Raw genomic sequence first — 20,656 nt, forward strand, 5'->3', positions numbered from 1 at the left:
AACTTCGTGAGATGTCTTTCAGGCGCTCGCCAGCTCGGCGGCTTTGTCGGCGCCGGCGTCCATGGTGTCGGCCTGGATCACCAGCGGGTGGTTGGCGTCGGCCAGGATGCGACGGCCTTCTTCGACGTTGTTGCCGTCCAGGCGGACCACCAGCGGCTTGTTGGCCTCGTCGCCCAGGATTTCCAGGGCCTTGACGATCCCGGCCGCCACCGCGTCGCACGACGTGATGCCGCCGAAGACATTGACGAACACACTCTTGACTTCCGGGTCGCCCAGGATCACGTCCAGTCCGGCCGCCATGATCTCGGCCGACGCACCGCCCCCGATGTCCAGGAAGTTGGCCGGCTTCACGCCGCCGTGCTTCTCACCGGCGTAGGCGACCACATCCAGCGTCGACATCACCAGGCCCGCGCCGTTGCCGATGATCCCGACTTCACCGCTGAGCTTGACGTAGTTGAGGTCGTGTTCCTTGGCCTTGAGCTCCAAGGGGTCGGTAGCAGCGCGGTCCTCGAACTCGGCGTGCCCGGGCTGACGGAAATCGGCGTTGGCGTCCAGGGTGACCTTGCCGTCCAGCGCCAAGATCTTGTCATCCGGCGTGCGCACCAGCGGGTTGACCTCGACCAGGGTGGCGTCCTCGCCGACGAATACGCCCCATAGCTTTTCGATCGTGACGGCGGCGGCGTCGAGCACCTCTGCGGGCAGGTGGCCCTGCTCGGCGATGGACCGTGCAAGGGCCCGGTCGACACCCTTGACGGCGTTCACCGGCACCTTGGCCAGCCGGTCAGGTTTGGTGGCGGCGACCTCCTCGATCTCCATGCCACCCTCGACCGAGCACATCGCCAGGTAGGTGCGGTTGGCGCGGTCGAGCAGGAACGAGAGGTAGTACTCCTCGGCGATGTCGCTGGCCTCGGCGACCAGCAACTTCTTGACGATGTGGCCCTTGATGTCCAGGCCCAAGATGTTCTTGGCGTGCTCGTAGGCTTCCTCGGCGTTCGCGGCGTATTTCACGCCACCCGCCTTGCCCCGGCCGCCGGTCTTGACCTGCGCCTTGACCATCACGGGGGCACCGATCTCCTCCGCGATGGCTTTTGCGCCTTCGGCGGTGTCGGTCACCCGGCCCTGCGTGCCGGGTACGCCGTGCTTGGCGAACAGTTCCTTAGCTTGATACTCGAACAGATCCATGGGGCGTCACTGCCTTTGCTCGGCTTACTTGCTAGGGCCAACTAGGGTGGCGGTGCCGGTACTCGGCAACTCGCACGGAGGAACTGTATCGACCCCGGAAATCAGCCTTGCCGCCGCATCCCACCGCTGTGGCATACGTCACGCCATGGCCATCGACACGAAACGTGATCCAAGTCACAAAAATGACCGGTTTCCATACTGAGGTTGCCAGCCCCCTACGTTTGCGGATACCTTCTCAAGGTCCAGATAACGTTATGGTCACGATCCGAGGACATTTCAGGTTGTCCCAGCACCTTTTCGCCCGCTCAGCCGCCGCAGTATCGGCGCGCGCATCCCGGGAACGCTGGCCCCATCAGCGCAATGAAGTCACCGAGATCATCCCGTTAGATGGGTTTGATGAACTCGATGACATGGAGCTGGCCGACCTCGACGAGTTGGATTTCGGTGAATCCGAGTTCGCGTTCGACGACTTGCTGCTGCAGGCCCCGGAACTCGACGACCTCGACGACACCGACGATCTGACGCCGTTGTGGCTGGCCGCCCCGGCCACCGAGGTCCTGCCCCGGGTTTCCGTCGAGACCGCGCACGCGATCACCCAGGCCATCAACGTCACGCCCGCCCCGCGCCGCGGCGGCAGCCACCGCAAGCAGCCGACCAGTGCCGCCAAGGGGCGTCTGCTGATCGGGGCGATGGCCGCCGGAGCGGCAGCCGCGGCCACGCACACCGCGGTTAGCCAGTCCGACAACAACACCAAGATCGAGACCGTGCTTACCGCCAACGCCTCGACGCTCACCGGCGGGTCGGGCGCGCCCGGCTCCAGCGCGCCACGTGGCGTCCAGGTGATCGCCGCGCAGCCGGCCAACGTTGCGGTGCACAACGAGGAATTCGCCCGCGGCGTGGCGTTCGCACAGGAGCGGGCACAGCGCGAGGCGCGCCTGCAGCAGCCGCTGTACGTCATGCCGACCAAGGGCATCTTCACCTCGAACTTCGGCTACCGCTGGGGCGTCCTGCACGCCGGTATCGACCTGGCCAACGCGATCGGGACGCCGATCTACGCGGTATCCGACGGCGTCGTCATCGACGCCGGGCCCACCGCCGGCTACGGCGCCTGGGTCAAGCTGATGCATGCCGACGGCACCGTCACACTGTACGGCCACGTCAACACCACGCTGGTCAGCGTCGGTGAACGCGTGATGGCGGGCGACCAGATCGCCACCATGGGCAATCGCGGCAACTCCACCGGCCCGCACCTGCACTTCGAGGTGCTGCTGGGTGGCAGTGAGCGGATCGACCCCGTGCCGTGGCTGGCCAAGCGGGGACTGTCCGTCGGCAACTACGCCGGCTGAACGGTGACCGGGCCGAGCGATCCGTCCCTGAGCGAAAGTCCGCCTGAGCCCACCGAGCCACCGAACGGGGCACGCACCAAGATCATTCGGCGTGCGCCAACCGGTCCGCTGCCCCCGATCACTTCTCAACCAACAACCCAGATCCCGCGTCCCGCAGGGCTTCCGCCGCTGCCCGCCGTACTGCGGCACGAGCCGAGTGCCCGGACGGCGGTGGCGGCCAGCGCCGTGAGCATTGTCAGCGGATGGGCGACGTCGGTAGTGGCCACCGACCTGATCGCCGGTTGGTGGCAGACCGACCGACTGTTCTGCATCGCCGTCGGATTCCTGGCACTGGTCTTCGCGTTGACCACGGTCTGCGGCGTGATCATGTTGTTGCTGCGCCGCCAGTTCGGGCGCTATCTGATCGTGGCCGGAGCGATTGTCGCGCTGCTGACGTACCTCGGCGTGTTCATCGCGGGCGCCCGGGTGGGATGGATAGTGCACGCGCTGCCACTGCTGCCGGTGGCGAGCGTGGTCCTGGCGATGCTGCCGGATACCAAGCGCTGGGCCGAATAGTGCGGCCCGCGTCTTCGCCGAATGTGAACTGAGGGCTAGTTTTTCGCGATTTTGTCGCCGTCAGTGCACGCTCGGCGCGATGAGCTCAGAGCTTGCTGATCGGCGCGTGGTTGTGCATCAGCTTGACCCGTCCCGCACTGCCGAAGTCGATCAGCGACATCGCCGATTCTCCGACGCCGGAGACTTCCTCGACGCGTCCCAGGCCGTACTTGTCGTGCGTCACCCGATCGCCGGGCTCCAACACCACCAGCGGCCGTTTGCTCGGACCGGAACGCACGGGCGCCGAGCGTGGGGTCCCGAACCGCCCCGCGCCACTGACCGGTGCACTGAACGACGGCTTGGGCGCGACCCGGCGCCACTCGATGAGTTGTTGCGGGATCTCACGCAGGAAACGCGATTCCGGGTTCAGCATGGGCTGGCCCCAGGATGAACGGACGATGGCCCGGCTCAGGTAGAGCCGCTGCCGAGCCCGGGTGATGCCGACGTAAGCCAGGCGCCGCTCTTCGGACAGCTCCATCGGGTCGTCCAACGCCCGCATGTGCGGGAACATGCCGTCCTCCCAGCCGGTGACGAAGACGACCGGGAACTCCAGTCCCTTGGCGGTGTGCAGCGTCATCAGCGTCACCAGTCCAGAACCGTGCTCGGGGATTTCGTCGGTATCCGCGACCAGCGACACCCGCTCCAGGAAGGCGGCCAACACGCCGGTGTCGGGAACGTCCTCGTCCTCCGGCGCGTCATCGGCCAAGGCGGCCGCATTCGCCAAGTCGATGCTGAATTCGTGTGCGACGCTGACTAATTCGTTCAGGTTGTCCAGCCGCGCCAACTCCTGCGGATCGGTCGACGATTCCAGCTCGCGGCGATATCCGGTGCGTTCCAACACCGCCTCGACGAGCTCACCCAGGTCGTCGTCGAGGTGCCCGCGCAATTCGTCGAGCAGCTCGACGAAGCCGGCGATCGCCTTTTCCGCGCGGGTGTTGAGCATCGGGACCTTGCCCTCGGCGGCGGCCTGCAGGGCGTCGGCGAAGCTGGCGCCGGTATTCTCGGCATACACCGCGACGCACGCCTCGGCCCGGTCGCCGATGCCGCGGCGCGGGGTGTTGAGAATGCGCCGCATGCTGACCGCGTCACCCGGGTTGTCCAGCACCCGCAGATAGGCCACAATGTCGCGGATCTCCTTGCGCTCGTAGAAGCGCACTCCCCCAACGACTTTGTACGGGATGCCGGCCCGGATGAAGACCTCCTCCAGCGAGCGCGACGAATTATTGGTGCGGTAGAAGACAGCGACGTCGTTGTAGGTGATATCGCCGCGGTCGGCCAGCGCATCGATCTCGTCGGCCACGAATCGGGCCTCGTCGTGCTCGTTGTCGGCGACGTACCCGACGATGAGCTCGCCTTCGCCGGCGTCGGTCCACAACCGCTTCTCGCGGCGTCCGGCGTTGCGGGCGATCACCGAGTTGGCCGCCGACAGGATGTTCTGCGTCGAGCGGTAATTCTGTTCCAGCAGAATGGTGGTGGCGTCCGGGTAGTCACGCTCGAAGTCTTCGATGTTGCGGATGGTGGCTCCGCGGAAGGCGTAGATCGACTGGTCGGCGTCACCGACCACGCAGAGTTCGGCAGGCGGCACGCCGTCTTCCGATTCAGCGGTGCCGTGCCCCACTAACTCCCGCACCAGCATGTACTGGGCGTGGTTGGTGTCCTGGTATTCGTCGACCAGTACGTGGCGGAAGCGGCGCCGGTAGTACTGGGCGATGTCGGGAAACGTCTGCAGCACCGCGACCGTCTCACCGATCAGGTCGTCGAAGTCCAGCGCGTTGGCCGCCCGCAGCCGGCGCTGGTAGTCGCCGAAGACCGATGCGACGGTGCGTGCCAGATCGTCGGATTCGTCGGTGAGGCTGGACACCGCCTGGTGCGGGTCGATGAGTTCGTTCTTGAGGTTCGAGATGGCGTTGGCCAACAGCCGCGGCGAGTATCGCTTGATGTCCAGGCCCATGTCGCGGCCGATCATCTGCAGCAGCCGCCGGGAGTCGTCGGCGTCGTAAATAGAGAAGTTGGAGTTGAGGCCCTCGATCAACGACGCCTGGTTGCGCAGGATCCGCACGCAGGACGAGTGGAAGGTGGACACCCACATGTACCGCGCGCGGTCACCGACCAGATTCACTACCCGTTCCCGCATCTCGGCGGCGGCCTTGTTGGTGAAGGTGATGGCCAGGATCTGGCCGACGCCGGCACCGCGCTCGGCGATCAGGTAGGCGATACGGCGGGTCAGCACCGCCGTCTTGCCCGATCCGGCGCCGGCGACGATCAGCAGCGGCGAGCCTTCGTGCACCACCGCCTGGCGCTGCTGTGGGTTGAGCCCGTCCAGCAGTTCGTCTACCGCGCTGGGACGGGGGTACTTGGCTTGGGTTGCATGCACACTCATGTCGGTCCAAACTTACCGCCGCCGGCTGACAGTCCGCCGCCGGCCGTGCGCAGCTAGAACTGAAATCCCGACTGGTTCACGCCCGTATGGTTGCTGCCCGAGCTCTTACTACCCGAGCTGCCCCAACCGGAGTTCAGCGTGCCCGATTGCCCGAAACCCGAATTGTCCGTCCCGACGTTCATGAAGCCGACGTTGCCCGTGACGCCGCCGTTGGCATAACCGATGGCGAAACTGCCGGTGTTGGAGAAGCCCACGGCGTTGAAGCCCGAATTGAAGAAGCCCGTGTTGCGGCTGTTCGTGTTTTGGAAGCCGGTCTGGAAATTGCCGATGTTTCCGTAGCCCTCGCTGGAGTTGCCGGTGTTCTGGAAACCCGAGGTGCTGTTCCCGTTGTTGTTGAAGCCCGAGGTGCCGACACCCGTATTGCCGAAACCGGAGCTGGCGGCGCCGGTATTGGTCGCGCTGCCGAAACCGGTGTTGACCGCGCCCGCGTTGCCGGCGCCGGTGTTGATGCTGCCCGAATTCCAGTAACCGGTGTTGGTGTTGCCGGAGTTTCCGAAGCCGGTGTTACCCGAGCCCGAGTTGAAAAAGCCCACGCTGCTGGCACCGGAGTTAAGGAAGCCCACGGCGCCGCTCGAGCCCGAGTTGAAGGCACCGACCGCGAAACCGCCACCGTTGCCGACGCCGACGTTGTTGCTACCGGCGTTCCAGAACCCGACGTTTCCGTGGCCCGAGTTCCCGAAGCCCACGTTAGTGTTGGTGGTGTTGACCCAGCCGGTGTTGTGATGACCGGAGTTCATGATGCCGGTATTGATGTCGCCAGAGTTCGCGAGCCCGGTGTTGAAGTCACCGGAGTTGCCGAAACCCCAGTTGCCGTGTCCGGAGTTGAAGAATCCGACGTTGTTGTTGCCGGAATTGAACAGGCCGATGTTTCCGCTTCCGGAATTCAACCCGTTGAAGTTGATCCCCACCTGATTCTCTCCGGTCAGACCGATGCCGAAGTTGTTCTTGCCAGAGTTGCCGAAGCCGATGTTGAACTCGCCGCTATTGCCCAGGCCGATATTGAAGTTGCCGAAGTTCCCGATGCCGATATTGGAGTTGCCGGTGTTGCCCAGGCCCAGGTTGGAGTTGCCGGCCGTGGGCACCGCGCCGGGACCGCTGTTTCCGAAGCCGATGTTGGAGCTGCCGAAGTTTCCGCTGCCGATGTTGAGATTGCCGGTATTGCCGTTCCCCAGTTGCCGCTGCCGCTGTTGCCACTGCCGACGTTTCCGCCGCCGGTGCTCTGGGAGTTTCCGAAGCCGATGTTCCCGTTGCCCCGGTTGCCGCCACCGAGGTTCCTGCTCCCGGTGTTACCGCCGCCGAGGTTGAACGAACCGGTGTTGCCGCCGCCGAGATTGAGGATCCCGTTGAGGTTGCCGTCACCGAAATTGAGGTTGCCTTTGTTGCCGTTACCGAAGTTGAGACCACCGGTGTTGCCGCTGCCCAGATTGACGCTGCCGATGTTTCCCAGACCCAGATTCCCGGCGCCGACGTTGCCGACGGCGGAGAAGAGTTGCGGGAGTAGCTGATCCCACGGAGGCAGCGCCTCGGCAATGGCCGAGGCGCCGGTGAAATAGCCGACCATCGCCGCGACGTCCCGGGCCCACATTTCCTCGTAGACGGCTTCGGTGGCCGCGATCGCCGGAGCATTCTGGCCGAACAGGTTCGACAACACCAGCTGAACGAACTGAGAACGGTTGGCCGCCACGGCAATTGGCTGGATCATCGCCGACTGCGTAGCCTCGAACACCGCCGCCACCGTGCGAGCATGCCCGGCGGCGTCCACGGCCTGGGCCGCCGCCGCGGTGAGCCAGTTCGTATACGGCAAGGCTGCGGTCGTCATTGCCGCCGCCGCCGGACCCTGCCACGCCTGGCCGACCAGCCCGGCGGTCACCGAACCGAATGACGAGGCAGCTGCGCCGAGTTCTGCGGCCAACACGTCCCAGGCCTGCGCGGCTTCCAGCATCGGAACGGACCCGGCGCCACTGAACATCAGCAGCGAGTTGATCTCTGGCGGCAATACCGAGAAATTCATCGACCGTCCCTTCGTGACCATCCAACGACCGCCACTACTGCGAAAAGTGAGCCTACGGGCATGCGCTCGGCCGCATAGGGCATTTCGACGAAACGTTCCTTGCTGTGCATGCCTTCACTTCGCTTGCCGCGCAACGTCGCGGACGATGAGCCGACTGGGCCGAGGGTTGATCCTGCTGCCGGGTTTTTGCACACGTACGCCACTTGGTGGCACACTCGGTGCGTGCTCAATACGCAGCCCCGATTTTTTTACGGGTACCGGCCAGCGGTGCCCGTGGTCTAGCTGCTTTCGCAGAGCCCCGTGGTCCGCTTCCGGATTCGGGGCTCGTCTCTTGTGTGAGGCCCGAACCGGATGAGACCAGAACCACCACCTCACGAGAACGCGGAGATTGCAGAGATGAACACAGAGACCATCGGTGCCGAACACCTCGGCATCGACGAGTTGCGCCAGGAGATCGACCGCCTGGACGCCGAGATCCTGGCAGCGGTTAAGCGCCGCGCCGAAGTGTCGCAGGCGATCGGCAAAGTGCGGATGGCCTCCGGCGGCACCCGGCTGGTGCACAGCCGCGAAATGAAAGTCATCGAGCGCTACAGCGAACTGGGTCCCGAAGGTAAGGATCTGGCGATGCTGCTCTTGCGGTTGGGCCGGGGACGACTCGGCCACTAAACGGCACTAATTACGTTACATTCGGCGAATCGCGGCTTTGCCAGGGTAAATTTCGCCGGAAATGGTTACGGCATCAATAGCTGCGCTTTCGCCGTTGCGCCGGCTGATATCGGTGTCAGCCGCAGCGTTGCTCGCCGTGCTGGGCGGGCTGTCCGAGGGTGCCGCCACGTCGTTCGCATGGTCGAGACAGGGAACGCCGATCGAATACCTGATGGTCCCGTCGGCCTCGATGAACCGTCAGGTGAAAGTGGAGTTCCAGGGCGGGGGTACCCGCGCGGTCTACCTGCTCGACGGGATGCTTGCCCGTGACGACTTCAATGGTTGGGACATCCACCTCGCGGTGTTCGAATGGTTCGCCCGATCCGGACTGTCCCTGGTTTTGCCGGTGGGCGGGGAGGCGAGTTTCTATACCAATTGGTACCGGCCCGCGGTCGGCCGCAGCGGAACGTACACCTACAAGTGGGAGACCTTTCTCTCTGAGGAATTGCCGGCATGGCTGGCGGCCAACAAGGCGATCAACGCCTCGGGCAACGCGGTGGTGGGGGCGTCGATGTCCGGTTCCGCCGCCCTGGTGCTTGCCGCCGATCATCCACGGAACTTCGGCTATGCCGCCTCGATGTCGGGTTTTCTGAATCTGTCCGCCGGCAACTGGCCTGCCCTGGTGAGCGCGGCGCAGTTGGGCTCCGGAGGGTTTCACTCCGACGCCATGTGGGGGCCGCCCGGGGACCCGGCGTGGGCGGCCAACGATCCGACCGTCAACGTGCCGAAGCTGGTGGCCAACAACACGCGCATCTGGGTATACACCGGCAACGGCGGCCCGTCGGAGGTGGGCACCAAGCTCGACGCCAGTCTGCTGGAAAGCGCCACGCGTATCAGCAACAAGGCTTTTCAGACCAGATACCAGGCCGGGGGCGGCCACAACGGCGTCTTCAACTTCCCGGCCAACGGCACTCACACGTGGTCGTACTGGGGTGAGCAGCTGCAGGCGATGCTGCCGGATCTGCAACGGGTGCTGGGCGGTGCATCGCGCTGAGGCTGTGACCGGCCACTCGGCGTTAGGGTCGAAACATGACCTCCGAATCAATTCCCGATATCACCGGCACTTCGGCGTGGGACGCCCTGCGCAAGCATCACGATCAGATCGGAGCCACCCACCTGCGCGAGCTCTTCGCCGACGATCCCAACCGCGGCCGAGACCTCACCCTCACTGTCGGCGACCTCTATATCGACTACAGCAAACACCGCATCACCCGCGAGACGGTGCAACTGCTGACCGCGCTGGCCCGCGCGGCCAAGCTGGAAGAACGGCGCGACGCCATGTTCGCCGGCGAGCGCATCAACACCTCGGAAAATCGCGCGGTGCTGCACACCGCGCTGCGACTGCCCCGTGACGCCGACCTGATCGTGGACGACCAGAACGTCGTCAAGGAAGTGCACGAGGTGCTCGACGCGATGGGCGACTTCACCGACCGGCTGCGCAGCGGCGACTGGAAGGGCGCCACGGGCGAGCGCATCAAGACCGTCGTCAACATCGGGATCGGTGGTTCGGACCTGGGCCCGGTCATGGTGTACCAGGCATTGCGCCACTACGCCGACGCCGGCATCTCGGCGCGCTTCGTCTCCAATGTCGACCCCGCCGACCTGGTCGCGACGCTGAGCGATCTAGACCCTGCCACAACGCTTTTCGTGGTGGCGTCGAAAACGTTCTCCACGTTGGAGACGTTGACCAACGCGACCGCCGCGCGCCGCTGGCTGACCGACGCACTCGGCGACTCCGCGGTGGCCAAGCACTTCGTCGCCGTCTCCACCAACAAGCGGCTGGTCGACGAATTCGGCATCAACACCGCCAACATGTTCGGTTTCTGGGACTGGGTCGGCGGGCGTTACTCGGTGGACTCGGCGATCGGGCTGTCGGTGATGGCCGTGATCGGCCGGGAAGCATTCGCCGATTTCCTCTCCGGCTTCCACATCGTCGACGAGCATTTCCGGACCGCACCGCTGGAGTCGAATGCGCCTGCACTGCTTGGGCTTATCGGGCTGTGGTATTCGAACTTCTTCGGCGCACAATCGCGCGCGGTGTTGCCGTACTCCAACGACCTGGCCCGGTTCGCCGCCTATCTGCAGCAGCTGACCATGGAATCGAACGGTAAGTCGACCAAGGCCGACGGCACGCCGGTGACCGCCGACACCGGTGAAATCTATTGGGGAGAACCAGGAACCAACGGCCAACACGCGTTCTACCAACTCCTCCACCAAGGCACGCGATTGATACCGGCCGACTTCATCGGCTTCAGCCAACCCCTGGACGACCTACCGACCGCCGAGGGCACCGGCAGCATGCACGACCTGCTGATGAGCAACTTCTTCGCCCAGACCCAGGTGCTCGCATTCGGCAAAACCGCCGAGGAGATCGCCGACGAAGGCACCCCGGAGGATGTGGTGCCGCACAAGGTGATGCCCGGAAACCGGCCTTCCACTTCGATTTTGGCTACACGGCTGACACCGTCTGTACTAGGGCAACTGATCGCACTCTATGAGCATCAGGTATTCACCGAAGGTGTGGTGTGGGGAATCGACCCCTTCGACCAGTGGGGCGTGGAACTCGGCAAGACGCAGGCCAAGGCGCTGCTGCCGGTGATCACCAGTGACCCGCCGCCGGACAAGCTGTCGGACAGCTCGACCGATGCACTGGTACGCCACTACCGGTCCGAAAGAGGCCGCGCCCAATAACATTTCGACCGCGAGCAGACGCAAAAGCACCCCTTTTCCCGGCGTGTCGGGTGCTTTTGCGTCTGCTCGCCGGGCTCAGGCGAAGCGCTTGGTCAGCGGCGGTGGCAGCACCCGCATTAGCTGAACCAGCGGCGCCCACGGCCACCACGGCACGGCCGCGCGACCCGGTTCACGTTCGATGGCGGCAACGAGCGCCTTGACGCCAGTTTCGTTGTCCACCATCAACATCGTGGTGCCTGACTTGGCCGTCATCTCCGACTCGATGTAGCCCGGCTCCATCACCGAGACCTTGATCGGGCCTTTGGCGTATTCGGCGCGCAGCGATTCGCCCAGCGAGCTGAGTCCGGCCTTGCTTGCGGCGTACGCGGCTTTGACTCCGGGCACACCCTTGTTGCCCAGCACCGAGGAGATGAGCACCAGATGGCCGGAGCCACGCTGGTTGAACATTTCCAGGGCGGCTTCGATCTGCACCAGCGCCGCGATCAAATTGGTCTCCAGGGTCGCCTTATTGGCCCACAACTTGCCCGAGCCCAGCCGAGCGCCCTTGCCGATGCCGGCATTGACGATGACGCGGTCGATGCCGCCCAATTCCTCGCTCAACTCCGCGAACACCTTGGGCACCTGGTCATGGTCGTTGACGTCGAGCTGCGACACCGCGATCGTGATCGACGGATACTGCTGGGAGAGTTCTGCTTTCAGCTCTTCCAGGCGATCGGTGCGGCGCGCGCACAGCGCCAGGTCACGGCCCTGGGCGGCGAAAGCGCGGGCCATGCCGGCGCCCAGGCCGGAACTGGCTCCGGTGATGAGGATTTTCTGGCGGGTCACTCAGGCAGCATATCGATCACTTGAGCAGCCGCGACATGCGCCGGTCGGCCAGCACCTTGCCGCCGGTCTGACACGTCGGACAGTACTGAAAAGACTTGTCCGCGAACGACACTTCGCGCACGGTGTCCCCACATACCGGGCAGGGCAGTCCGGTGCGAGCGTGGACCCGCAGCCCGGATCGCTTTTCGCCTTTGAGCATGGCGGCGCCCTGACCGACGGATCGGCTCACGGCGTCGGTCAGGACGGAGATCATGGCGTCGTGCAGGGTGGTGAGCTGCTCGGCGGTCAGTTTCGCCGCGGTAGCGAACGGCGAAAGGCGCGCGACATGCAGGATCTCGTCGCTGTAGGCGTTGCCGATGCCGGCGATCACCTTTTGGTCGGCGATGACTGTCTTGATCCGCCCGGTGTTGCCGGCCAGCACCCGCGCGAGATCGTCGGGCCCGAGCTCCAGCGCGTCCGGACCCAGCGACGCGACCTGCGGCACCTGTTGCGGGTCGTTGACCAGCCACACCGCCAGCCGCTTCTGGGTGCCCGCCTCGGTGAGGTCGAAGCCGGGGGCTTCCCCGGGGGTACCCAGGTGCACGCGCAGCGCGATCGGCCCCTTGCCGGGCCGCAGCGGGGCCGCGGCCAGCTTGTCCGACCAGCGCAGCCACCCCGCGCGGGACAGGTGGGTGATCAGCCACAAGTCACCGGCCTGCAGGCCCAGATACTTGCCCCACCGACCGGCCCCGACCACGGTCTGGGCATGCAGGGCGTTGATCGGTGGGTCGAAGGTCTTGAGCACCGACAACGCGGCGACGTCGACGCGTCCGACGGTCAACCCGACAGCGTGCCGGCGCAGATGGTCGGCCAGCGCTTCGATCTCAGGGAGTTCGGGCACGTGTTCAGTGTGCCGGACGTGCCGTTGCAACGCGGCGCCCGGCATCGCCGTCATGGTTTACGTGCACACGAAGGCGAGGACGGTGTTCGCGGCCCCGGCCCGTTGCGCCGGTCCGCCCAATGCCGAAGTCTGCCGGACCAACTAGGCGGGTCCGTTGACGCCGGCATGGCCGAATAGCAGCCCGCCGCGTCCGCCAATACCGCCGACACCGCCCTGGCTCGCACCCGCTCCCGCACCGCCGTTGCCGCCATCGCCGACAAATGCGGCGTTTCCACCCTTTCCACCGACACCACTGAGCGTGTTCGGCGGAGCCATGAAGCCAGCCGGGATGGTGCCCGCGAATCCGCCGCTGCCGCCGTTGCCGAAAAAGATGCCGCCATCACCGCCGTCGCCGCCACTGCCGGTCTGGAACACCATTGCTGCCGGGCCAGCCCCGACTGCCCCGGTGTTGCCACCGTTCCCGCCGGCTCCACCCATCCCCCAGAATTTGGCGTCGGCGCCGATGCCTCCCGCCGCACCGGGACCCGCGCCGCCACCGAGATTGCCGCCGGTGCCCGAATTCCCGCCGTTACCACCGGCGCCACCACTCCCGCCGTTGCCGATCAGACCGCTTTGTCCACCGACGCCGCCGAAGCCTCCGTAGCCGCCTGTGCCGTTGCCACCGACTGCGGCCACTAGGATGTCCCCCCCGTTACCACCCAGACCACCTATCCCACCCTGCCCGCCGTTGCCTATGAAGAGGCCCCCATTGCCGCCACTGCCACCGAAGCCACCATCGCCACCGTTACCGGCAAGGAGGGCTATGCCGAGGGAGACCGACTGGCCTTGGCCACCGAGACCGCCGTTCCCGCCGGCACCGCCGTTACCGACTAGCCCGGCGCTGCCACCGTTGCCTCCGGTCGCCGCAAAACCGCCTCCACTGACGCCGATGCCGACGTTGAAATCGGTGACAAACGACCCGCCGTTGCCGGCGTTCCCTCCGGCACCCCCGTCGCCGTACACCCAGCCGCTGTGGCCGCCGTTGCCGCCGTTGCCGGCCTGCCCGGCGCTACCAGGAGCGGCGATATTCAATCCACCAGTGGCGTCGCCACCGTTACCACCCCGACCACCGACGCCGCCCTGGCCGAAAAGGAGTCCGCCGGCGCCTCCGACACCGCCGTTACCGCCCGAGCCGCCGCTGAACCCCTGGCCGCCTCCGGCGGCGCCGTGGGCGTTGCCACCACTACCCCCGGCCCCACCCTGACCACCCATGCCGTACAGCCATCCGCCACTACCACCGGCACCACCGTTTCCGCCTGCCTGGCCTGCAGCGTTGGCGCCGGCGTTGGCGCCGGCGCCGCCGGCACCTCCGGCTCCGCCGTTGCCAAACAGACCCGCGGATCCGCCGGCTCCGCCGTTCTGACCCGCCGCACCCGAGCCTCCGTTACCGCCGTTGCCAAACAGCCACCCGCCGTCGCCACCTGCGCCACCGGTGCCGTTGACACCGTTGGCGCCGTCGCCGAACAGCGGACGACCGGTCAGAGTTACAAACGGATCATTGGTGGCCGCAGCGAATGCTTGCATCCGCAGCGCGCTAAGCGCTTCGGCGGTGGCGTACTGGTTGGCGCCTGTGCTCATGAGCTGAACGAACTGCTGGTGAAACGACGCTGCCTGGGCACTCAACGCTTGATAGGCCTGCGCGTGCGCACCGAACATGGCCGCCAAAGCAGCCGACACCTCATCGGCGCCAGCAGCCAGCACCGCCGATGTCGGCGCCGCCGCGGCCGCGCTCGCTTGGTTGATCGAGGAACCGATGGTCGTCAGATCGGATGCCGCCGCGGCCAGATACTCCGTCGACGCGTACACAAAAGACATGCGGCAGCCTTCCCGATAGACCTCGCCCGAGTTCCAAGTGAGAGGGCATGGTAGCGCTCTGGCCGGGCCTCGATCAGGGATTTGGCGAAGTCAGGGACTAGGCCGGTGCAGCGATGCCGGTTTCGCCTAAAGCGCCACTGCCACCGGACGCGCTATGTCCGAACAATCCGACGCCTCGTCCATCGGGGGCGAAGAGGCTGTCTCCACCGCGAAGGGTGTGACCGGCGAGGGACGGGCCGTCACCATGAAGCCAGCCGCTGCGGTCGCCCTCGAGCGCACGGCTCGGCGCGGCGTGCTCCGCATGCGTGGTCGCGGCCGAGTGCCCTTCGCTACTGCCCTTGGCGGGTTGAGCGGCGGGCTGGCCGTTCGCGGCGCCGAATCCGGCGGCTGGCCCGAAGAAGCCGGGCGCGAAAGCTTGCGCCGGAGCAGCCTCGGCGGCCGCGATGTCGGCGGCCGGCGCGACACCGGCCTGACCGCCCAGGGCGCCCACCGCGCCGCAGCCGCCGTTGCCGAAGAGTCCTGCCGACCCCCCGGCCGGGCGAGCGCCGTGGCCCGGGAGGCGAACGACGAAGCACCGCTTCGAGCGGCGCCCAGCGCCGCACCTACCCGGTTGGCAGCGCCGGTATTCATTGACTGTGCCGCGGCTGCGGTGGCCATAGCGACGTCATTGGAGGGCGCCGCGCCCTGCTGCATCGGCGTCGCGTTGGCGGCTTCTGCGCCCGCATACAAATTGGCGCCGCTGCTCATCAGCTGGACGAACTGCTCGTGAAACATCGCCGCCTGCGCGCTCAGCTGCTGGTAGGCCTGCGCGTGCGCACCGAACAGTGCCGCGATCACCGCCGACACGTCGTCGGCGCCTGCCGCCATTACCGCGGAAGTTGGCATCGCCGCCGCCGCGCTGGCCGCGTTGATCGTGGAACCGATGCTCGCCAGATCCGAGGCCGCTGCGGCAACCCACTCTGGACTGGCGAACACATAGGACATTCGGCAACCTTTCCCGACCAGTGTGAAGTGCCTATCACGTGTTTAGCACGTGGAATCAGATCCTAGCGCGGGAATCGACCCCCGGAGCGCACGTTCTTTTCGGCGACGGACCCCAAGGCGAGGTCAGATGGTGATGCCGGGAGCCCCGGCAACGCCCAGAATCCCTCCGTCGCCGCCGAAGCCGGGCCCGCCCGGGCCGTGGGTGTTGCCGCCGTTGCCGCCATTGCCGATGAAGGTGGCACTGCCGCCGCCCCCGCCGTTGCCGCCGACGACGCCGTTGAGGCCGCCGTCGCCACCATTGCCGCCGTTGCCGAAGATCAGGCCGCCGTCGCCGCCGAAGCCGCCCATTCCTCCTGCCTGGCCTTTGCTGGGATCCGGGCTGCCGGCAGCGTTGCCGCCCTGCCCGCCATTACCGCCGTTGCCGAACAGCTTGGCGTCGGCACCTTGCCCGGCGTTGCCGCCTTGGCCTGCATAACCGTGGGCGACGTGCGGGCTCGGTTGCGCGACGTTGCCATGCCCGGCGATGCCGCCGTTGCCACCGTTCCCCCCGCCGCCCCCGTTGCCGAACACGCCCGGCGCGCCACCGCCGCCGCCCCAGCCGCCGGCGCCGCCGTTGCCCGCGGTGTTCAGGATGAACGCGTCACCCATGTTCCCGCCGGTCCCACCGTTGCCGGCGTTGCCGCCCAGCCCGCCGTCACCCCAAATCAGTCCACCGGTGCCGCCCTCGCCGCCCCAACCGCCGCCGCCACCATCGCCACCGCTGTCGCTACCGGACAAGCCGTTGGCGCCCAGACCCCCGTGACCGCCCGCTCCACCATGACCGAACAAACCGGCGTTGCCTCCGGTGCCGCCGGTCCCGGACGAACCGCCGTTGGCGCCGCCATACGCGGCCTGGTTGATGTACCCGCCGCCGTCGCCGCTGTTGCCGCCAGCGCCGCCGTTGCCGTACAGCCAGCCAGCCTGACCGCCGTTGCCGCCGTTGCCGCCGAACCCGCCGGTGCCCTCGGTACCGAATCCCGGGTTGACGCCGATGCTGCTGGTGCCTTGCCCGCCACCGCCGCCGCGACCGCCCACCCCGCCGTCGCCGAACAGCAATCCGCCGCGACCACCGAAGCCACCATGGCCGCCGTTGCCGCCGATCTGGCCGACGGCTTGCGCGCCCAACGGGATCGTCGCGCTGCCGCCCAGCCCGCCCGCGGCTCCGCTTCCGCCGGTGCCCCAGATCCAGCCGCCGCTGCCGCCGTTACCGCCGTTACCGGCGTTGCCGCCGGGCAGTCCCGGGCCACCGGGGGTCGCGCCCGCCCCACCGGCGCCGCCATTGCCGCCGTTGCCGAAAAAGGCCGCGGATCCGCCGCTGCCGCCGTTCTGGCCCGCGGCGCCGGGAGCGCCGTTGCCGCCGTTACCGAACAGCCAGCCTCCGTCGCCGCCGTTGCCTCCCGGCGTGGTGGCGTCGACGCCGTTGCCAATCAGGGGACGGCCGGTGAGCGCGACGAACGGATCGGTGGTCGCCGCGGCCGCGAGCGCTTGCAGCGGTGCCGCATTGAGGGCTTCCGCTGCGGCGTACTGGTTCGCACCCCCGCTCATCAAGGCGACGAACTGCTGGTGAAACGCCGCGGCCTGAGTGCTGACCAGTTGATATGCCTGTGCGTGTGCACTGAACAGCGAGGCTATGGCCGCCGATATCTCGTCGGCGCCGGCGGCCAGGACGGCGGAAGTCGGGGCGGCGGCCGCCGAGTTCGCCGAGCCGATCGTCGATGCGATCCCGGACAGGTCATGCGCTGCCGCTGCCACGTATTCGGGATTTGCGAAAACCCACGCCATCCCCATACCTCCGTCGCTCTAGGGAGCACATGTTCGCAGACTTTCCGACATCTGTGCAATAAGGCGTTGAAAGTGCATAACGCCTGATAACAGCGGTGCGATCAGTCGCGCGGCCGCAGCAGGTAGGTATCCATGATCCAGCCGTGCCGCGCGCGGGCCTGTGCCCGTAACGCCGCGATCTCGGCGCCGACCGCCCCGACGGTGCCCGCCTTCAGCAGTTCGTCCGCGGTGCCGAGATAGGCGCCCCACCAGATCCGGGTGTCGGGCGGACAAACCTGGAACGAGCAGTCGGCGTCGAGCATCACCACCGCAGCGCCCGACAATCCATGAGCGCGCAATTGACGGCCGGTGGTGATCAGCACCGGCGCGCCGATGTCATTGAGGGGAATACGGTGCCGGGCGGTCAGTGCCTGAATCGCGGTGATGCCGGGAATGACGTCGAAGGTGAAGTCCACCTCGGCGGCCACCGCCGCAAGGATGCGCAGCGTGCTGTCGTACAGCGACGGGTCGCCCCAGGCCAGGAAGGCGCCCACGCCGTCGGGCCCGAGTTCGGCGGTGATGGCATCCGCCCAGATCCTGGCGCGCGCGGCGTGCCAGTCGGACACCGCCTGCCGATAGTCGCCCACCGCGGCGCGCTGCGGATCGGTCAGTTCGACGAACCGGTAGGCCGGCTCCCGGATGAAGCGCGCACAGATCTGCTGGCGCAACGCGACCAGATCGCTCTTCGCCTCGCCCTTGTCCATGGCGAAGAACACCTGTGTGTTGTTGAGCGCGTCGATCGCCTGGACGGTCACATAATCGGGGTCACCGGCACCGACGCCGATGACGTGGATGTGACGGGTCATGTCGCCCAAGCTAATTGAGGATGCGGGATTTCTACCCGGAACCGGCGGTATCCGGTACCAATGGTATTGACTATGCGGTGTGATCTGCCTAACGTCGGAGGTACGCGATCGAAGGGACGGTCAACGATGACCACTGCGGTGCGCCCGGGTGGGCCCAGTCGTGAAGAGTTCTCCGAGCGTCTGCTCAAGGGCTCGGTCAAGAAGTCCTATGAACCTGTCGTCGATATCGACTGGGACGCCCCGCTGGACCCGGACAAGTTCTTCCTGCCACCCCGACTGGTGTCGCTGTACGGCACACCGATGTGGGACGAGATGAGCCGCGAGCAGCAGATCGAGCTTTCCCGCCAGGAACTGGTCAACACGCTCTCGGCCGGCATCTGGTTCGAGAACATGCTCAACCAGTCCTTGCTGCGTACCATCCTGCACGAGGATCCCACCAGCCGATCGACGCATTACAAGCTGACGGAGCTGGGCGACGAAACCCGGCACATGGTCATGTTCGGTAAGGCGATCGAACGGATCGGCGCAAAACCCGTGCAGCCGAGGCGTTTTCACCGCTACATCATCAATGCGCTGCCGCTTGCGTTCCAGCGCGGTTCGATGCTGTGGGTAGCCGCGCTGATCGGCGAGGAGATCTTCGACTCGTTGCAGCGGCAGATGATGGACGACCCGGAGCTGCAGCCGATCATTCAGCGGCTGATGAGAATTCACGTCACCGAAGAAGCTCGCCACATTCAGTTCGCGCGAGACGGTGCGCGCAAGCGGGCGGCCGAAATGCCCAGATTCAATCGTTGGTTCATGGCCAACATCAACGGCCTCGGCGGATACTTCTTCAACTACCTGTTCAGCAACCCGGTCCCCTACGCCCGTGCCGGTCTGGACCCGATGCGGGCCCGGCACGCCGCACGCACCAGCGAGCACCGCCGCGAGGTTCAGGTCGCCGGATTCGCTCCGCTGGCAGCGTTTTTGACCGAAGTGGGGCTGATGGGCCGGATCGCACGCCGGGGCTGGAAGCGCAGCAGGTTCCTGTGACGACACCGCACGCGGTGCTGATCGTCGGTACGGGAGCCCGTGGCCGCAGCGTGCAGGCCGCTCTGGGGGCAGCCGGTGTCGGACACATCGAGATGCTCGACGGGGTAGAGCGGGCGGCGTTCGACGACGACACCGACAGTTGGGCGTTACACACCGACGACGACGTCGTCCGGACCCGCGTCGTCGTGGCCGCCCGCCCGGCACCGGCCACCCCCTGGGTTCCGAGGATAAACGGCCAAAACGATTTCCGTGGCGACTCGCTCCACGCAGCGAAGTGGGACAACAATTTCCACGCAACCGGTAAGCGGATCGCGGTGGTCGGCACCGACTCGTTCGCCGGGCACCGCCTGCGCCGGCTCGTCGAATCAGCAAGCGCGGTAACCGTTTTTCCGCATGCCCCACGGCGAGTGGTCACCGACATCGAACTGTGGCCCACCCGAGTCAAGCGTCGGTTGCTCCGCCGGACCTGCAGCGGACCGCACGTGGCACCGCCGATCGAATCGATTACCGCTACCGGCATCCATACCGTCGACGGCGGCGAGCACTCCGTCGACGCGATCATCTACGGCACCGGTTTCACGATCGAGGACGATCCGCCGTTGGCCGGTTCCGGCGGATTGACCCTGCGTCAAACCTGGGTCGACGGCATGGAGCCGTTCTTCGGCGTGGCAGTGCGTGGGTTCCCGAATTACTTCCTCGTCGCAGGGCCCGACGTGAATGCCCAGGCCCGTTACATCGCGGACTGCGTGGCGCTGCTGCACCGCAGCGGCAGCCGCCGCATCGAGGTGCGCCACAGCAGCCAGCAGGTGTACAACGAACGCGCCCAACTCGCACCCGCCCCGCCACCACCGGCGGCATCGGCGTTCGACCTGTCGGCGTATGCGCCGGACTACGAAGACACCTATGACGGCGAGGCGACGCTAGAGGTCGGCGGCACCCGCCATCCGGTCCGCGTGCGACTGGTCGGGCATTTGGATCCGCTCGACGGCAATTACCACTGGCAGGGGACCGTGTTCGACGTGGCGGAACTGTCTCGAGAACGGGTCGGAACGTTGTCGGTGGGCCGGCACAGCGCAACCGCCCGGATCGTCGAGCAGACGCCCTGGGGAACGCACTCGGTGGCAGGGGTCGGCGCGCCGCCGTACGCCCGCAACGGCTGACGGCCGAAATTCGTGCAGCTGCACCCATCAGACAGCAGTTAGGCTAGGTGTCGCTCCAATTTGGAGGTTGACCACCGGCAGCTAATGGGTAGTCCCCCGATTGTGGTGCATGCTGCGGCCGGCGACCCGACAGCGGGGACGGCAGTGCTCGGCGTCGTGATCGCCGGCGCTGCTCAGCCCCGCGGACCGATACCGGGCCGCACCGGTGGGTCCACACTTTCGCAAAACGGCCCGGTTGGCCGAAGATAGACGTTCTTGGCGGCATTCGGCGGCGGGGCATGAGTTC

15 protein-coding genes and 2 pseudogenes are annotated in these 20,656 nt (G+C 66.5%); 7 read left to right on the forward strand and 10 right to left on the reverse strand.

Going from position 1 to position 20,656, the window contains the following annotated elements; genetic code table 11:
* Positions 1–18 precede the first annotated feature (18 nt).
* Positions 19–1,182 (reverse strand): ADP-forming succinate--CoA ligase subunit beta, encoded by a 1,164-nt coding sequence (gene sucC, locus JX552_RS25400; protein WP_205874557.1) that lies wholly within the window; start codon positions 1,180–1,182, stop codon positions 19–21.
* A 281-nt stretch (positions 1,183–1,463) separates the two neighbouring features.
* On the opposite strand from sucC, the gene JX552_RS25405 reads away from it, so the two are divergent.
* Together JX552_RS25405 and JX552_RS25410 are read left to right on the forward strand one after the other, a co-directional pair.
* A complete protein-coding gene (locus JX552_RS25405; RefSeq protein ID WP_241010726.1) occupies positions 1,464–2,528 on the forward strand; it encodes a M23 family metallopeptidase in 1,065 nt (354 codons plus the stop codon).
* Positions 2,529–2,531: 3 nt separating this feature from the next.
* The gene (locus JX552_RS25410) at positions 2,532–3,083 is read left to right on the forward strand and encodes a hypothetical protein (RefSeq protein ID WP_241010727.1); all 552 of its coding nucleotides are present in this window, start codon (positions 2,532–2,534) and stop codon (positions 3,081–3,083) included.
* 85 nt (positions 3,084–3,168) lie between these two features.
* On the opposite strand, the gene pcrA is transcribed toward JX552_RS25410, so the two are convergent.
* Both pcrA and JX552_RS32740 read right to left on the reverse strand, forming a co-directional pair.
* Positions 3,169–5,502, reverse strand: a complete 2,334-nt coding sequence (pcrA, locus tag JX552_RS25415) for a DNA helicase PcrA (protein WP_205874559.1) — start codon at positions 5,500–5,502, stop codon at positions 3,169–3,171.
* 53 nt (positions 5,503–5,555) lie between these two features.
* A pseudogene (locus tag JX552_RS32740) lies at positions 5,556–7,573 on the reverse strand (PPE family protein).
* A 351-nt stretch (positions 7,574–7,924) separates the two neighbouring features.
* Between JX552_RS32740 and JX552_RS25430 the strand changes: the two are divergent.
* From JX552_RS25430 to pgi, 3 genes are all read left to right on the forward strand, one after another.
* Entirely contained in the window at positions 7,925–8,239 is a 315-nt protein-coding gene (locus JX552_RS25430; RefSeq protein ID WP_205874560.1) for a chorismate mutase, read from the forward strand.
* A gap of 61 nt (positions 8,240–8,300) precedes the next feature.
* Entirely contained in the window at positions 8,301–9,272 is a 972-nt protein-coding gene (locus JX552_RS25435) for an esterase family protein (protein ID WP_205874561.1), read from the forward strand.
* Positions 9,273–9,307: 35 nt separating this feature from the next.
* Entirely contained in the window at positions 9,308–10,969 is a 1,662-nt protein-coding gene (gene pgi / locus JX552_RS25440) for a glucose-6-phosphate isomerase (RefSeq protein WP_205874562.1), read from the forward strand.
* 75 nt (positions 10,970–11,044) lie between these two features.
* On the opposite strand, the gene JX552_RS25445 is transcribed toward pgi, so the two are convergent.
* From JX552_RS25445 to cobF, 7 genes and pseudogenes are all read right to left on the reverse strand, one after another.
* Positions 11,045–11,794: an SDR family oxidoreductase gene (locus JX552_RS25445; RefSeq protein WP_205874563.1), complete on the reverse strand. Its 750-nt coding sequence runs from the start codon at positions 11,792–11,794 to the stop codon at positions 11,045–11,047.
* Between the two features lie 16 nt (positions 11,795–11,810).
* The gene (locus tag JX552_RS32745; protein ID WP_241011211.1) at positions 11,811–12,278 is read right to left on the reverse strand and encodes a zinc finger domain-containing protein; all 468 of its coding nucleotides are present in this window, start codon (positions 12,276–12,278) and stop codon (positions 11,811–11,813) included.
* A 153-nt stretch (positions 12,279–12,431) separates the two neighbouring features.
* A pseudogene (locus JX552_RS32750) lies at positions 12,432–12,728 on the reverse strand (DNA-formamidopyrimidine glycosylase family protein); the annotation flags it as partial.
* 87 nt (positions 12,729–12,815) lie between these two features.
* Positions 12,816–14,528, reverse strand: coding sequence for a PE family protein (locus JX552_RS25455; protein ID WP_205874565.1), 1,713 nt, complete (start codon positions 14,526–14,528; stop codon positions 12,816–12,818).
* Positions 14,529–14,654: 126 nt separating this feature from the next.
* Positions 14,655–15,512 (reverse strand): PE family protein, encoded by an 858-nt coding sequence (locus tag JX552_RS25460; protein WP_205874566.1) that lies wholly within the window; start codon positions 15,510–15,512, stop codon positions 14,655–14,657.
* Between the two features lie 123 nt (positions 15,513–15,635).
* Positions 15,636–17,333 carry a PE family protein gene (locus JX552_RS25465; protein ID WP_205874567.1) on the reverse strand — a complete coding sequence of 566 codons (1,698 nt, stop codon included), beginning with the start codon at positions 17,331–17,333 and terminating at the stop codon, positions 15,636–15,638.
* Between the two features lie 101 nt (positions 17,334–17,434).
* Entirely contained in the window at positions 17,435–18,178 is a 744-nt protein-coding gene (gene cobF / locus JX552_RS25470; RefSeq protein ID WP_205874568.1) for a precorrin-6A synthase (deacetylating), read from the reverse strand.
* 126 nt (positions 18,179–18,304) lie between these two features.
* Here cobF and JX552_RS25475 point away from each other — a divergent pair, with 126 nt between their 5' ends.
* On the forward strand, positions 18,305–19,210 hold the full coding sequence (locus JX552_RS25475) for an AurF N-oxygenase family protein (RefSeq protein ID WP_205874569.1): 906 nt from the start codon (positions 18,305–18,307) through the stop codon (positions 19,208–19,210).
* On the forward strand, positions 19,207–20,370 hold the full coding sequence (locus tag JX552_RS25480) for a DUF4873 domain-containing protein (protein WP_241010728.1): 1,164 nt from the start codon (positions 19,207–19,209) through the stop codon (positions 20,368–20,370). Before JX552_RS25475 ends, JX552_RS25480 begins: the two co-directional genes overlap by 4 nt.
* The last annotated feature ends 286 nt before the right edge of the window (positions 20,371–20,656 follow it).

Origin of the sequence: Mycobacterium gordonae, assembly GCF_017086405.1 — a bacterium.
GTDB classification, from domain to species: Bacteria; Actinomycetota; Actinomycetes; order Mycobacteriales; family Mycobacteriaceae; genus Mycobacterium; species Mycobacterium gordonae_D.